The following is a 14,934-nucleotide window of genomic DNA, read 5'->3' as shown; positions in this document are numbered from 1 at the left end:
CCGCACCGGGGCAGTGGCCTGCCGTTCCGGTGCGGTCCCGCGTTCCGTGCCCGACCGCTCGCGCGGATCCCCGCGCCCCCGGTGTCACGCCGCCGCGGGCAGGGCCTCCTCCTGCGGGGCGTCCGCCGCGCCGGGCACCGGCAGGTGGCGCATCAGCAGGTGGGCGGCCAGGGCGGCGCCGAGCATCACCAGGACGCCGACCACCGCGGCGACGTGCATGCCGTCGGCGAAGGCGTCGCGGGCGGTGGTCAGCAGCCGGTCGGCGGCGTCGCCGGGCAGGTGGGCGGCGGTGGTGACGGCCCCGCCGAGGGTGTCGCGGGCGGCGTCGGGGGCGGCGCCGTCCATCCGGGCCCGGTAGATCGCGGCGCCGGCCGCGCCGAGCACGGCGATGCCGAGCGAGCTGCCGAGTTCCTGGGCGGTCTCGGAGGTGGCGCCGGCCGCGCCGGCCCGGTCGGCGGGGGCCGCGGAGAGGACCATCTCGCCGGTGATGCTGACGGTGCCGACCGAGCCGGCCGCGATCACGCCGGCCGCGACCAGCGGCAGGGCGAGCGAGGAGCCGGGGTCCACCAGGGCCATCGCGACGAACCCGGCGGCACTGGCCAGGAACCCGGCGACCAGCAGGACGGCCGGCCGCACCTTGCCGGCCAGCGCCCCGAACCCGCCGACGGCCGCGCCGACGCCGACGCTGGGCAGCAGGGCCCAGAGCGAGGCGGACAGCGGGCTGTAGCCCTTGACCAGCTGCAGGTACTGGGAGGTGAAGAGGGTGAAGCCCATCATGGCGAACATGGCGATGGTGTTGACGGTGATCGCGCCGGTGTAGGTGCGGATCCGGAACAGGGTGACGTCGATCAGCGGGTTCGCGGCCGTCCGCAGCCGGACCACCAGGGCGCCGCCGACCGCCAGCCCGGCGAGCAGCACCAGGGCGGGCAGCGGGCTCCAGCCGTCCACCGCGAGGGTCTTGATGCCGTAGACGACCGGCAGCACGGTGGCCATCGAGAGGGCGGCGCCGAGCAGGTCGAAGCGGCCCTGCTGCGGGGCGCGGTACTCGGGGAGCAGCACCGGGGCGAGGACGGTCACCAGCAGCATCGCGGGGACGGCGATCAGGAAGGCCGAGCCCCACCAGAAGTGGTTGAGCAGCAGGCCGCCGAGCACCGGCCCGAGGGTGGCGCCGGCCATCATCACGCCGCTCCAGGCGCCGATCGCGGACTGCCGCTGCTTGGGGTCGGGGAACATGTTGCGGATCAGGGCCAGCGTGGAGGGCCCGAAGACCGCCCCCGCGACGCCCAGCAGGGCCCGGGCGGCGATGAGTTGGCCCGCCCCGTCGGACCAGGCGGCGACCAGCGAGGCGGCCGCGAAGGCGGCGGTGCCGCCGATCAGCAGCTTGCGCCGGCCGATCCGGTCGCCCAGCGCGCCCATCGGGATCAGCAGCCCGGCCAGCAGGAACGAGTACATGTCCATGATCCACAGCTGCTGGGTGCCGCTGGGGTGCAGGTCGGTGGCGATGAAGGGGACGGCGAAGAACAGCACGCCCATGTCCATGGCGAGGACGAGGGTCGGCAGCAGGAGGAGGGCCAGTCCCAGCCAGGCGCGGCGGCCGGCGCGGTGGGTGGTGCGGTCGTCGGTGGTCATGACGATGACTGTACGGATGTCTTGCACGCCTGTCTAGTACAAGCGTCTAAATCAATCGTTCCAGACGTTCGAGCAAGACATTCGTCTTGGACGCGGTTAGCATCGGGGCATGGGAAATCGTGAGGACCTGCTGGCCAGTGCCACCCGCTGCCTGCAAGAGAAGGGCTACGGGCGCACCACCGCCCGGGACATCGCCACCGGTGCGGGCGTCAGCCTGGCCGCCATCGGCTACCACTACGGCTCCAAGGACGCCCTGCTGGTCGAGGCGCTGGTCGGCGCGATGGGGGCGTGGGGTGAGTCGATCGGCGCGGCCCTGGCCGCCGCCGCGGAGGTCGACGACCCGAAGGAGCGCTTCGTCCGGGCCTGGAACGCGGTGCGCGACAGCTTCGCCGAGCACCGCGGGCTGTGGACGGTGCAGTTCGAACTGCTCGGACAGCTCGACCACCTGCCGGGGCTGCCCGAGCGGCTGGCCGCCGCGCAGAAGGACGGCCGGCTCGGCCTGGCCGCGCTGTTCCAGGGCCGGGCGGAGGCGGCGGACACCCCGGAGGAGCTGGCCCGGGGCGTCTTCTACCAGTCGCTGCTGCTCGGGCAGGCCGCCCAGTGGCTGATCGGCCCCGAACTGGCGCCGAGCGGGGAGGAGTACCTGCGCGGCCTGGCGCTGGTCTCCGGCGACGTGCTGGGCGGGGCGGCGGGCTGACGGGGCGGGACCGGGGCGGGGCGGCCGGGCGTCAGGTGGTCCTACGTTGTTGGTGGGTTGGACGGGCCGTCGTAAGGTCCAGAGATCCAGAGGCGCCGGGTATGGCTTTCAGGCGGTTGCACGCGATGGCTCCCATCACCTGGCCGCCCGGCGTCTCACGACGACTCGACCGCTGATTAGGAGCTGCGGGCCCCTCGGGTGCACCGCTGAGTAGGACCACGCCGGCGAGGTCGTCCGGACGAACAGCGCGCATCGAACGACCGGAGGAGCAGGTGGCCCAGATCTGGGCGGGCACGGACATCGGCAAGACCCACCACCACTGCGTGGTCCTGGATACCGGGGGCAGGAAGCTGCTCTCGCGCCGGGTCCTGAACGACGAGCCGGAACTGCTGGACCTGCTCGCCGACGTGCTGGCGCTGGACGAGGACGTTCTCTGGGCGGTCGATGTCGCCGACGGCATGGCAGCCCTGCTGGTCAACGTGCTCCTCAACCACGGCCAGCAGCTGGTCTACATACCCGGCCTGGCCGTCAACCGCGCCTCGGCCGGCTACCGGGGCATGGGCAAGACCGACGCGAAGGACGCCGTCGTCATCGCCGACCAGGCCCGGATGCGCCGGGACCTGGCCGTCATCCGGCCCGACGACGAGCACGCCGTCGAACTGCGGATCCTGACCGACCGGCGCTCCGACCTGACCGCCGACCGCACCCGCAGGATCAACCGGCTGCGCGGCCAACTCACCAGCATCTTCCCGGCGTTGGAGCGGGTCCTGGACCTGGGCAATGTCGGTCCGCTGGTCCTGCTGACCGGCTACCAGACCCCGGCCGCCCTGCGCCGGACCGGCCGCGGCCGGCTGGAGACCTGGCTGCGCAACCGCAAGGTCCGCGGCGCCGACACCCTGGCCCGGGCCGCCCTGGAGGCGGCCGAGCGCCAGCACACCAGCCTTCCCGGGGAGAAGATCGCCGCGCAGGTGATCCACACCCTGGCCAAGGAGGTGATGGGCCTCAATGAGCAGATCGCCGAGATCGACAAGCTCATTGCGGCCCGGTTTCGCGACCACGACCTCGCCGAAGTGATCGCCGGCATGCCCGGCATCGGCCCGCTGCTGGGCGCCGAGTTCCTGGCCGCCACGGCCGGCGACATGAGCCGCTACGGCAGCGCCGACCGCCTCGCCAGCTTCGCCGGAGTCGCCCCGGTGCCCCGCGACTTCGGCAACATCAGCGGCAACCTGCACCGCCCCCGGCGCTATCACCGAGGCCTGCAGCGCGTCTTCTACACCTCCGCCCTCATCAGCATCCGCAGCTGCGAGGAGTCCCGCCGCTTCTACGAACGCAAGCGAGCCGAAGGCAAACGACACACCCAGGCCGTCCTCGCCCTGGCCCGACGACGCGTCAACGTCCTCTGGGCCCTCATTCGTGACGGGAAGCACTACGAGCATGCACTCCCCGTCACATCAGCTGCTTGACAACAACATTAGGAGGTGACGGCGGTGAGCAGCACCACCGCGTCGGTGTGGGCGAGCAGGCCGTGTCGCTCCTGCGGGATGGAGTGCAGCTCGCCCGGGCCGGCCTCCTGGCGGCGGCCCGCCACCGTCAGCGCGACCCGGCCGCGCAGCACCTGCAGGCTGGCGGCGACCGGGGCGTTGTGCTCGTCCAGCACCGCGCCGGCCCGCAGCGCGATCACGGTCTGCCGCAGCACGCCGTCGTGCAGCAGCAGGTGGGCGCTGCGGCCGTGCGGGCTGGCGGCGGCCTTGGCGGCGTGCTCCTCGGCCAGGGCGTTCAGGTCGATCCGGGCCGGCTGCTCGGTCATCGCGTTCTCCTCCGTCGGGCCCCCCGCACCACCGGGCCCGCCGACCGGGCCCCGCGGCCGACCCTAGGCGGCCGCCCGCGCGTGTCGCGCGCTGGATCACGCGCAGGGGTTAAGGAGCGGGCCGCTCGGCGTGCGGTGCCGGGGGAGCGGGCCGATGGTGGCCCTATGGCGACCAATCAGAAACTCACCTTCGGCGGTTTCCAGGTGAACCGCGGCATGCTCACCGCCGGCGCGGCCCTCACCGGGCTCGGCGCCGTCGTCGGACTGGCCGGGACGGTGCTGGTCTGCACCGCCCTGGCGAACGCGGGCCGGGGCTGGGTCCGCTCCCTGGAGACCCAGCCCGCCGAGCTCGCGCAGCGCACCCTGCACCAGGCGCGGGCCGCCTCGGCGGCCGGACTGGAGGCGTGGCGCACCAGCGTCAACTGACCGGGAAAGGGCGTGGGAACGGAGCGGAGGCGGGCACCCGGCCGGGTGCCCGCCTCCGTCGTGTCCGCGGCGCTCGCGCGCTCAGCGCCCGGTCACAGGCCGAGCGACTTGGCGATGATCGTCCGCATGACCTCGCTGGTGCCGCCGTAGATCCGGAACACCCGGTTGTCGGTGTAGAGGCGGGCGATCGGGTACTCCAGGATGTAGCCGTAACCGCCGTGCAGCTGCAGGCACTTGTCGATCACCTCGGAGGTCGACTCGGTGCAGAACAGCTTGGCCGCGGCGGCGTCCGCCACCGTCAGCTCGCCGTGCTGGTAGAGCTCCAGCGCCTGGTCGACCATCGCCTGCTGGGCGAGCACCTGGGCCTGGCAGTCGGCCAGCGAGAACTTGGTGTTCTGGAACTCGGCGACGGCCTTGCCGAACACCTTGCGCTCCTTGACGTACTGCACCGCGAACCGCACCGCCGCGGCCGCCGAGGCGTACGCGCCGACGGCGATCGCCAGGCGCTCCTGCACCAGGTTGTGGGTCAGGTAGGAGAACGCCTTCCCCTCCTCGCCGAGCAGGTTCTCCACCGGGACCTTGACGTCGGAGAAGGACAGCTCGGCGGTGTCCGAGGTGCGCAGGCCGATCTTCTGCAGCTTGCGGCCGACCGCGTAGCCCTCGGACTTCGTGTCCACGCACAGGATGGACAGCCCGGCCCGGCGGTCCGCCGGGTCGTACGGGGCGGTGCGGCAGACCACCAGCACCAGGTCGGCCAGCACGCCGCCGGTGATGAAGGTCTTCGCGCCGTTGAGGACGTAGTGGGTGCCGTCCGCGGAGAGCTTCGCCGTGGTGGCGATGCCCGCCAGGTCGGAGCCCGCGCCCGGCTCGGTCATGGCGATCGCGGTCATGATGTCGCCGGAGACGAAGCCCGGCAGCCAGCGCCGCTTCTGCTCCTCGGTGGCGTACTCCATCAGGTACGGCAGCACCAGGCCGGTGTGCACGCCCGAGGAGCCGAAGGTCACGCCCGCGCGGGCGGTCTCCTCGTAGATCACCGCCTGGTACTTGAAGCCGGTCTCGCCCGCGCCGCCGTACTCCTCCGGGACCTCGATGCCGTAGACGCCGAGCTCGCCGAGCTTGCGGTAGAAGTCGCGCGGCGGGTGGCCGGCCTCCTCCCAGCTCTCGTAGGCGGGCACGACCTCGTTGGCGATGAAGTCCCGGATGGTCTCCCGGAACGCCTCGTGGTCCTCGTTGTACACGCTGCGGCGCACGGTGCGCTCCCTTCGGCGACGGCTGGTGGCGCAGACAAGTTAATCGCCGGTAGCTTCCGGTGTCCATGGCTGCCGCGACCCGCCGTGACCTGGTGCGGGGGACGGTGCGGCGCGGGTGGTGCCGCACCGTCCCCCGCAGCCGCGTGGGGCCCCGTCGGTGGGGCCTAGTACAGGACGAACGGGTAGTAGACGGTGTGCGCCAGGTTCGCGTTGGACTGGAGGGCGCCGACGCCGCCGGCGTTGTCGGTGACGCCGAGGGTGTTGTTCTGGTTGCTCGCGCCGGAGCCGGTGGCGGTCTGCTGGGTCGCGTTGGCGTTGCCGTGGACGGAGCCGACGATGTTGCCGGAGCCGATGTTGCTGACCACGCTGCTGTTGGAGGAGTGGTCGGCGCCGGCGCCGTTGTCGGCGGCGGCGGTGCCGGCGCCCGCGAGGAGGAAGGCCCCGAGGGCGGTGACGACGGCGACTGCGCGAATACGGGACACGGTGGTCTCCCTGCTAACTGGTGCGAATGTGGCGCTGCGGGGTGGCCGCCCCGTTCGCGCCGGTTCCTGACGTCGCGTCACCAGGATTGCCCACTGGGCCGTTCGGGTTCCAGTGCGGGCACGCGGGTTCGCTCGAAGGTGTCACTCTTATGGAATAGCCTCGGAACCGGCAGTGACCGGCGCGGGTCGACAGAACGCCTTGCTGACAAGGGATTTCACCGTTCGGCGCGGCCGGGCGGAGATCCCCGCACGTCAACGGGTGGTTGACCGAGGATCGACAGAAACCGGAAATCCGAAAACAGTGGTCGCCCGATTGTCGTACTGGCACACTGGGGCCTTATGTCTGATGGTCCTCCCCCCGCTTCCGGTGCCGGCGGAAGCGGCGCCGAATTCCCCGCGTCCGAGAACTCGGCGAATCTCCGCACCACCGAGGTCGATCTCGGCGGCCTGGTCGGCGTGCTCGCCACCCACCTGTACTCCACCCCGCTGGTGGCGCTGCGCGAACTGGTGCAGAACGCCCACGACTCGCACACCCGGCGGAAGCTGGAGGACCCGGAGGGCGCCTACCGCCCGCTGATCCGGGTCCGCGGGGACGCCGCGGCGCGGACGGTGGCGATCGAGGACAACGGGGCCGGGCTGACCGAGCCGGAGATCCACGCGTACCTGGCGACCGTCGGCACCGGCTACACCCGGATGCTGCGCGAACTGACCGGCAGTCAGGACCTGATCGGCGCCTTCGGGCTGGGCTTCCTCTCGGCGTTCTCGGTGGCCGAGGAGGTCACCGTCACCACCGCCTCGCACCGCGAACCGTCGGCCGCGCACACCTACCGCAGCCGGGGCGGCGAGCAGTACAGCGTCGAGCCGGCCCCGGCGCGGCCCGGGCCGGGGACGGTGGTGCGGCTGCGGCTGAAGGCCGAGCACGCGCACCTCGCCGACGAGCAGGCGCTGCGCGAGGTGCTGGCCCGGTACTGCGTGCTGCTGCCGATCCCGGTCCACGTCGGCGACGACGAGGAGCCGGTCAACGGCGTGGTGGTGCCCTGGCGGCAGGACGTGCCCGGCTCGCCGCACCTGCACCGGATGCGGTTCGCCACCGCGTTCGCCCGCAGCTTCGAACCGCTGACCGCCTTCCCGGTGACGCCCGTCGAGGACCGCACCGACGCGGTCGGCCTGCTCTGGGTGCAGGACGGCGGGACGTACGGGTCCAGCGACAACCGGGACCTGGCGGTCTACCTGCGCGGCATGCTGCTCGCCGACGACGCCCGCGACCTGCTGCCCAGCTGGGCCGGCTTCATCGGCGGCGTGGTCGAGTCGACCCGGCTCACCCCCACCGCCAGCCGCGAGGACCTCCAGCGCGACGAGCACTACCGGGCCCTCCAGCAGGCGCTCGCCGACGCCATCGTGGACGGCCTGTACGAGACCGCCCGGCTGCACCCCGCGGCCTGGCGGCGGATCCTGGCCCGGCACGGACAGGACCTGCTCGGCGCCGCGCTCTGCGACGACCGGCTGTTCACCCTGCTCGCCGACGACGTCCCCGTCCCCACCTCGCAGGGCGAGCTGACCGCCGGCGCGCTGCGCGCCGCGGGCTCCGGCGCGGTGCACGTGGCGCTGGGCAGCGGCGGCGGCTTCGAGGAGATGCTGTACCGGGCGATGCAGGTGCCGATCGCCCGCGGCGACCGGTACGCGGTGCTGCCGTTCCTGCGCCGCTACGCCCGACTGCGGGACTGCCGGATCGTCGAACTCGGCAGCGAGAGCGGCAACAAGGAGCTGTTCCGGGCCCCCGACCTGCCGCTGCCCGCCGAGCAGCAGGCCTGGCTGGCCGCCGCGCTCACCGAGGACGGCGAGCAGCTGGTGCCCGCCCGGTTCGACCCGCCCGGGCTGCCGCTGGTGCTGGTGCCGGACCGCGAGGCCGAGCTGAAGGCCCGGATCGAGGACGACCGGGCGGACGCCCGGATCCCGTCCGCCGCCCTGCAGTTGGCCCGGGCGTTCACCGCGCGCACCGACGGCGCGGTCAAGGCCCGGCTGTACCTCAACCTGGCCTCGCCCGCCGTCCGCGACCTGCTGGCCGCGTACCGGGACGGGCACACCGGGGCGGCCACCGCCGCGGCGCTGCTGCGCTCGCTGAAGGTCATCATGGCGGCGGCCGCCGGCTCCGCGGGCGGCGACCTGGGGGCCGCGCTGGCCGGGATCTCCACCGCGGTGGCCGCGCTCACCGCCGCGGTGCCGGCCGACGGGCTGTCGGCGGTGCCCGACACCATCGCCGGAGGAACCGCAGACCTTCCGCAGGGGGACGAGGAACGATGACCACCGACATCTGGTCCTGGGTGCACGACACCCACCGGCAGCTCGCCGAGTCCGGGCAGCACCGGCTGGCCGACGCGCTCGCCGAGATCGCCGGACACGCCGTGGACGGCCGCAACGAGCAGCTGGACGCGATGTTCCCGGAGGCGCTGGCCTCCGCCCGGGCGCTCGAACTGCCCTGGGTGGAGGTGTTCCTGCGGCACTGGCGGCTGCAGAACCTGCTGAACAAGCGCCACCAGGGCGAGGCCGCGATGGCCGAGGCGGTGTCGCTGCTGGAGTTCGCTCACCGCGAGGAGACCGCCGCCTGCCCCCAGTCGGTGTGCGCCGTCCAGGACTTCACCATCTGCCACGCCAACATCGACGGCCCCGGCTACGTCCCCGAGCGGCTCGCCGTGCTGGAGGAGGCGCTGCAGCGGGTCGAACCGGCCCGGGCCTGCTTCGACTGCCTCTCCCGCGAGTACGCCGACACCCTGGAGGACGACGGCCGCCCCGCCGACGCGCTCACCCACCTCGACCGGGCCGAGACCCGGATCGCCGCGGCCGGCGAGCGGGTCTCGCTCTCCTTCGCGCACAGCCGGGCCTCCGCGCTGCACCGGCTCGGCCGCCACCAGGACGCGCTGGACGTCTACGACACCGCCGAGCGCGCCTACGTCGCCGCCGGGAACCGGCCGGACGACGACGACCGGCGCAAGCTCGCGGTCGGCCGGGCCCTGCAGTTCGCCGCGCTCGGCCGCACCGGCCCCGCGCTGGAGCAGCTGCCGGACGCCGAGGAGGCCGACCGCTACCCCGACATCCGGCACCGCTGGTCCGCCGCCGTCGAACTGCTGGCCGCCGCCGGGGAGTTCGACAACGACGCCGCGCTCGGCGCCCGGCTCGCCTCCTGGGCCGGCGAGCTGGACACCGCGGGCTCGCACCGCCCGTGCCTCGACCTGGTGCTGCGGGCCGGCCGGCTGGCCCTCGCCCGCGGGGCCCGCGAGGTCGCCCTCACCCTGGCCCGCACCGGCGGGCGCAAACTCGGACAGCTCCGCCGCACCGACGGCGTCGCCGAGCAGGTGGCCGCCCTGCGGGCCGCCGCCGAAGCCCTGCCACGGCCCGAACTCCCGGTCCCGGTCGAGGAGTTGGCTCAGTGGCTGGCCGAGCACCGCCCCGACCCGGAGACCGGCGCCGACCTGCTGGCCGCCGCCCTGGCCCTCGGCGAGCGCCCCGACACCGTCCTGGTGGTCAACCTGGCCGGCGCCCTCGGCTCGCTCGGCCACACCCGGGCCGTCGCCGAACTCGCCTGGGCACAGCTGGAGTTGGACCCCGGCCATGCGTACCTCACCGGCATGCTCGGCCAGTTGCTGATCGACGCCGAGGACGGCGAGGGCGTCGACCGGCTGGCCACCCGGCTGACCGCCGCCGGGGAGCCGTCCGACGCGCACTGGCTGCGGGCCCGCTGGGCCGCCGCCCAGGGCCGCTGGGAGGAGGTCGGCGAGCAGTGCGCCGCCGTCCTCGCCCACTCGCCCGAGGCGCTCAACACCCGCAGGCTGGCCGCGGCCGCCGCCACCCGGCGCGGCGAGCACGCCGAGGCCCAGCGGCTCTACGAGGACCTGCTCGCGCACGCCCTCGACCCGGCCGAGGCCGGCCCGGACGACGCGCACCGCACCGTCCAGGAACCCGACCTGTGGCACCTGGTCACCGCCGCCACCGCCAACCGCGACTGGGCGGCCGTCCGCGCCGCCGGGGCCCGGATCGGCATCGAGTTCGACACCGACAGCGGCCCCGTCGAGGAGGAGTGGCAGCTGATCGAGCTGCGCGTCCCGCGCGCCAACGGCACCACCACCGACCTGCCCGCGCTGCGCACCGGCCCGGCCACCGCCCGGGTGCTGCCGGTGCTCGGCGAGGACCTCGACCTCAACCACGGCGACATCGTGGTGTTCTCCCCGGCGGTCCTCAACGACCGCCCGGAGCCCGGCTCGGCGGAGGACGGGGAGTGGCGGCCGGTCTTCGAACTGCTCACCCTGCTCGACCCGGCCGGCTACACCACCTACTGGATCGACGGCGGCCGCCCCGACGAGGACGACTGGTACGCCCTGCGCGACGCCCTCCGGGCCGCCGGGCACGCCGTCTGGGTCTACAGCGGCGACCAGTACCGGATCACCGACCCGGGCGGCGACGAGGACGGCCTGCCCGGCATCTACGCCGCCATCGGCGTCCCGCCCACCAGCACCGCCGCCCGGGCCGACGCCCTGCTCACCGAACTCACCGCCCACCTCGCCCACCCGCTGGCCTGGCCCGCCCTCGCCGAGGCGGCGGGCGCCGACACCGCCCGCCACCGCAGGATCGTCGACGACTACGACCTCTGAACCCGGCCGCCCCGGCCCCGGCCCGCCCGGGTCAGGGCCGGGGCGGGGTGGGGTCGAGGTAGACCCGGGTGACGGCGGGGACGGCCCGGCGGACGGCGCGGTCGGCCCGGTCGCAGGCGGCCTCGATGTCGGCGGCGGTGGCCAGGTCGGCGAAGTCGACCTTGGCGGCCACCAGGACGTCGTCGGGGCCGTGCACGCTGGTGACCAGGTCCAGGACCCGGACGACCTGCGGCTGGGCGGTCAGCGTCTCGGCGATCGCGCGCTCGTACCGCTCGGGCAGCGGGCGGCCGATCAGCAGCGAGGCGTTGTCGCGGGCCAGCACGTAGGCCACCCAGGCGAGCAGGGCGCCGATCAGGACCGAGGCCAGGCCGTCCCAGAGCGCGTCGCCGGTGAGCTCGGCGCCGAGCAGGCCGCCGAAGGCCAGCAGCAGGCCGACCAGGGCGGCGGCGTCCTCCAGGAAGACGGCCTTCACCGCGGTGTCGGAGGTGTGCCGCAGGTAGCGGTAGCCGCCGACGCGCAGCCGGCGGGTCTCGCCGCGCAGTTGACGCACCGTCCGGGAGAGCGAGACGGACTCCAGGGCGAAGGCGACGGCGAGGATCAGGTAGGACAGGGCCGGGCTGCCCAGCTCCTCGCCGTACCGCAGGGTGTGGATGCCGTCGTGGACGGAGAAGACCGCGCCGCCGACGAAGGTGGCGAAGGAGGCCAGCAGCGCCCACAGGTAGCGTTCGCGGCCGTAGCCGAGCGGGTGCTTGTCGTCGGCGGGGCGGGCGCTGCGCTTGAGCGAGAGGAACAGCAGCACCTCGGTGACGGTGTCGGCGAAGGAGTGCGCCGCCTCGGAGAGCATCGCGCTGGAGCCGCTGAGCGCGCCCGCCACGGCCTTGGCCAGGGCGATGCCGAGGTTGCACAGGCCCGCGACGACCACTGTGGTGACGCTCTCGCCGCCGCTGTCCCCGGGGGCGCCGTCCGTCGTCCGCTGCTCGCTCATAACCGGTCATTGTGTCCGGTTCGCGGGCCTTCATTCCGGAGCGGGCGCGGGCATGTCCGCCCGGCGCCGGGCGGACCGGCCGGGGTGGTGGCGGGGACCACGCCACGGGTTGTTCGCACCGCCGCCACCGATCGGGCAAGGTGGAGGCCAGGAGGCGGCCCCGACCGGGCGGGCGGCCGGGGTGGTGGAGGAAGTGCCGTGTCCGATAGCGAGCCGGAGGGCGTGCCGGCGCCGGGAGCGCCGCCCACCGAGGGGCTGCTCGGGCCGGACGCGCCGCCGATCGAACGGACCGTCAGCGTGCCGCACGCGCCGGAGCCGGTGCAGACCGAGGGCCTGCTCGGGCACCAGCCGGTGCCGGAGGCCGCGGAGGCCGTCCGGGCCCGGCGCAGCCCGCTGTTCCAGGACACCCTGACGCCCGAGGAGTGGAACGCGGCCGGCTACACCCCGGCGCACGGCATCGACCTGGCCGAGCTGCACAAGGGCGCCCCCGGCGAGGCCCCCTGGCCGGACCGGATGCGCACCCTGCTGCGGACGCCGATGGCCGAGCGCCCGGCGTTCGAGCGCACCGCCCGCGAACTGCACCCCGCCGCCGGGGCGCAGGCCCAGCGCAACGTGCCGCGGGTGCTCGACCTGTCGCTGCGGATCGGCGAGCTGCTGCTGGCCAGCGGCGAGGCCGCCGAGGACGTGGAGGCCGCGATGCTCGGCATCGCCCACGCGTACCGGCTCGACCACTGCGAACCGCAGGTCACCTTCACGCTGATCTCGATCTCCCACCAGCCCTCGCTGATCGACCCGCCGGTCACCGCGGACCGGGTGGTGCGCCGCCGCACCTCCGACTACACCCGGCTGGCCGCCGTGTACGAGCTGGTCGCCGACATCACCGCCGAGCAGGTCACCGTCAACGACGCGTACCGGCGCCTCGCCGAGATCCGGCGCAACCGGCACCCGTACCCGGCGTGGCTGATGTCGGTGGCCACCGGGCTGCTGGCCGGGGCGGCGTCCTTCCTGGTCGGCGGGAAGGTCGACTCGACGGCCTGGCTGGTGTTCGTCTCCGCGTTCACCACCGCCGTGGTCGGCGACCGGCTGGCCTCGGCGATCGCCCGCCGCGGACTGCCCGAGTTCTACCAGTTCGTGATCGCGGCGATGCCGGCCGCGCTCTGCGGCATCCTGCTGTCCTTCAACGAACTGCACCTGCGCGGCTCGGTGGTGATCACCGGTGGGCTGTTCGCGCTGCTGCCCGGCCGGGCCATGGTCGCCGCCGTCCAGGACGGCCTGACCGGCTTCTACATCACCGCGGCGGCCCGGCTGCTGGAGGTGATGTACCTGATCGCGGGCATCGTCATCGGCGTGATGCTGGTGCTGTACGTCGGCGTCAACTACAACGCCCGGCTGAAACCCGACGAGAGCCTGGGCGGCATCGCCAGCCCGCCGGTCCAGCTGGTCGCCGCGATGGTGCTGGCGCTGGCCTTCGCCATGCTGCTGCAGACCGACCGGCGCTCGCTGCCGATGGTGGTGCTGAACGCCGCCGTCGGCTGGTCCACGTACGGCGTGCTCACCCACAACGCGGGCGTCTCGGCGATCGTCGCCACCGGCCTGGCGGCCGGCCTGGTCGGCCTGTTCGGGCAGCTGCTGGCCCGCTACCGGGCGGCCTCCGCGCTGCCGTACGTGACCGCCGCGATCGGGCCGCTGATGCCCGGTTCGGCGCTGTACCTCGGCATGCTGGCGTTCGCCCAGGGCCACGCCGGGTCCGGGCTGGTCTCCGCCTCCCGGGCGGTCGCGCTGGCGCTGGCGCTGGCCATCGGCGTCAACCTCGGCGGCGAGGTGGCCCGGCTGTTCCTGAAGAACCCCGGCGCCAGCGACCGGGACACCCCGCACGCGCTGATCCCGCGCCGGGCGGCGAAGCGCACCCGTGGCTTCTAGCGAGCCCCCTGTCGGATAGAGGCACCACCCGATGATCAGTGCACTGCTGGACGGTTACCGCCACCACATCGTGGACGCCCACAAGCAGCCGCTGTTCCTGCTGCTGGTCGGGTTCATCACCTCGTTCGCGTTCATCCGGTTCAGCACCCGGATGATCCGCGCCCAGGTCCGCTGGTGGCCCGGCAACATCACCCCCGGCGGGCTGCACATCCACCACATGGTGTTCGGCCTGGGCTTCCTGCTGCTCGGCGGCATCGGCACCTTCGCCACCGACGGCGGCCACCCCTGGACCGACTGGTTCGGCCTCTCCTTCGGCATCGGCTGCGGGCTGGTGCTGGACGAGTTCGCCCTGATCCTGCACCTGGACGACGTGTACTGGAGCGAACAGGGCCGCAAGTCGGTGGACGCGGTGATCCTCGGCATCCTGCTCACCGCGCTGCTGCTCACCGGCTACGTGCCGCTCGGCGTCGTCCCCGGCCAGGACACCCGCTGGGGGCTGGTCGCGGTGATCGGGGTCAACGCGCTGGTCTGCCTGGTCGCGCTGCTCAAGGGCAAGGTCTGGACGGGCCTGCTCGGCATCATGGTGCCCGGCCTGTCCTGGATCGGCGCGATCCGGCTGGCCCGCCCCGCCAGCCCCTGGGCACGCTGGCGGTACGCCGGGCGCCCCCGCCGGATGGCCCGGGCGGCCCGGCGCGAACGGCGGCTGCACGCGCGGACGGACCGGGCCCGGACCTGGCTGTTCGACCTGATCGCCGGGGCGCCCGACAAGGTCCCGGCCGGGCACCCGAAGGCGCACGCGGTGGCCGAGCGGATGGCCGCCAAGGCGCTCGCGCACCGGTACCGGCCCGGCCGCGGCGGGCGGGTCGGCGGCCCGGGCGGTCCGGGCGCCGGGGGCCGGGCGGACGGCGCGGAGGCGGCCGGCGGCGACCCGGCCCGGCGGGCCCGGGCCCAGCGCCGGCGGCGCACCGTCCGGGCCGGGCGGGCGCGGACCACCGCGACCGGGCCGGGGCGGCCGTCGGGGCGGCCCTCGGGGCGGGTGCGCTGACCGGGCGGGGCGGCGCAGGGGGTGTGGGGGAGGGGTGTTGAAGGGGCGTT

General features: G+C 74.2%; 12 protein-coding genes. 7 read left to right on the top strand and 5 right to left on the bottom strand.

Translation table 11 applies throughout. From position 1 onward, the window contains the following. Positions 1 to 84: 84 nt before the first annotated feature. Positions 85 to 1,629: an MFS transporter gene (locus OU787_RS14040; RefSeq protein WP_268659508.1), complete on the bottom strand. Its 1,545-nt coding sequence runs from the start codon at positions 1,627 to 1,629 to the stop codon at positions 85 to 87. A 109-nt stretch (positions 1,630 to 1,738) separates the two neighbouring features. Here OU787_RS14040 and OU787_RS14035 point away from each other — a divergent pair, with 109 nt between their 5' ends. Together OU787_RS14035 and OU787_RS14030 are read left to right on the top strand one after the other, a co-directional pair. Continuing rightward, positions 1,739 to 2,326 (top strand): TetR/AcrR family transcriptional regulator, encoded by a 588-nt coding sequence (locus tag OU787_RS14035; RefSeq protein ID WP_268659507.1) that lies wholly within the window; start codon positions 1,739 to 1,741, stop codon positions 2,324 to 2,326. A 272-nt stretch (positions 2,327 to 2,598) separates the two neighbouring features. Beyond that, positions 2,599 to 3,789: an IS110 family transposase gene (locus tag OU787_RS14030; protein WP_268659506.1), complete on the top strand. Its 1,191-nt coding sequence runs from the start codon at positions 2,599 to 2,601 to the stop codon at positions 3,787 to 3,789. Between the two features lie 8 nt (positions 3,790 to 3,797). Here the strand turns inward: OU787_RS14030 and OU787_RS14025 are convergent, their stop codons facing one another. Further along, positions 3,798 to 4,133 carry a cupin gene (locus OU787_RS14025; RefSeq protein WP_030463916.1) on the bottom strand — a complete coding sequence of 112 codons (336 nt, stop codon included), beginning with the start codon at positions 4,131 to 4,133 and terminating at the stop codon, positions 3,798 to 3,800. A 165-nt stretch (positions 4,134 to 4,298) separates the two neighbouring features. Between OU787_RS14025 and OU787_RS14020 the strand changes: the two genes are divergently transcribed. After that, positions 4,299 to 4,559, top strand: a complete 261-nt coding sequence (locus OU787_RS14020) for a hypothetical protein (protein ID WP_030463917.1) — start codon at positions 4,299 to 4,301, stop codon at positions 4,557 to 4,559. 92 nt (positions 4,560 to 4,651) lie between these two features. Here the strand turns inward: OU787_RS14020 and OU787_RS14015 are convergent, their stop codons facing one another. Together OU787_RS14015 and OU787_RS14010 are read right to left on the bottom strand one after the other, a co-directional pair. Next, positions 4,652 to 5,809: an acyl-CoA dehydrogenase family protein gene (locus tag OU787_RS14015; protein ID WP_268659505.1), complete on the bottom strand. Its 1,158-nt coding sequence runs from the start codon at positions 5,807 to 5,809 to the stop codon at positions 4,652 to 4,654. Positions 5,810 to 5,973: 164 nt separating this feature from the next. Then, complete coding sequence (locus OU787_RS14010) at positions 5,974 to 6,291, bottom strand: hypothetical protein (RefSeq protein WP_030463919.1); 318 nt, start codon at positions 6,289 to 6,291, stop codon at positions 5,974 to 5,976. A 339-nt stretch (positions 6,292 to 6,630) separates the two neighbouring features. Between OU787_RS14010 and OU787_RS14005 the strand changes: the two genes are divergently transcribed. Together OU787_RS14005 and OU787_RS14000 are read left to right on the top strand one after the other, a co-directional pair. Continuing rightward, positions 6,631 to 8,592, top strand: a complete 1,962-nt coding sequence (locus tag OU787_RS14005) for an ATP-binding protein (RefSeq protein WP_030463920.1) — start codon at positions 6,631 to 6,633, stop codon at positions 8,590 to 8,592. Further along, positions 8,589 to 10,934, top strand: a complete 2,346-nt coding sequence (locus OU787_RS14000) for a hypothetical protein (protein WP_268659504.1) — start codon at positions 8,589 to 8,591, stop codon at positions 10,932 to 10,934. Before OU787_RS14005 ends, OU787_RS14000 begins: the two co-directional genes overlap by 4 nt. 31 nt (positions 10,935 to 10,965) lie before the next feature. Here the strand turns inward: OU787_RS14000 and OU787_RS13995 are convergent, their stop codons facing one another. Further along, on the bottom strand, positions 10,966 to 11,919 hold the full coding sequence (locus tag OU787_RS13995) for a cation diffusion facilitator family transporter (protein ID WP_030463922.1): 954 nt from the start codon (positions 11,917 to 11,919) through the stop codon (positions 10,966 to 10,968). Between the two features lie 198 nt (positions 11,920 to 12,117). Between OU787_RS13995 and OU787_RS13990 the strand changes: the two genes are divergently transcribed. Together OU787_RS13990 and OU787_RS13985 are read left to right on the top strand one after the other, a co-directional pair. Beyond that, positions 12,118 to 13,839, top strand: a complete 1,722-nt coding sequence (locus OU787_RS13990; RefSeq protein ID WP_030463923.1) for a threonine/serine ThrE exporter family protein — start codon at positions 12,118 to 12,120, stop codon at positions 13,837 to 13,839. A 31-nt stretch (positions 13,840 to 13,870) separates the two neighbouring features. Continuing rightward, entirely contained in the window at positions 13,871 to 14,884 is a 1,014-nt protein-coding gene (locus OU787_RS13985) for a hypothetical protein (protein WP_268659503.1), read from the top strand. Positions 14,885 to 14,934 lie beyond the last annotated feature (50 nt).

Source organism: Kitasatospora sp. YST-16 (genome assembly GCF_026802215.1).
Taxonomy (GTDB): domain Bacteria; phylum Actinomycetota; class Actinomycetes; order Streptomycetales; family Streptomycetaceae; genus Kitasatospora; species Kitasatospora cineracea.
Note: the sequence above shows the minus strand (reverse complement) of the source record. Positions and strands in the feature narration are given on the sequence as shown.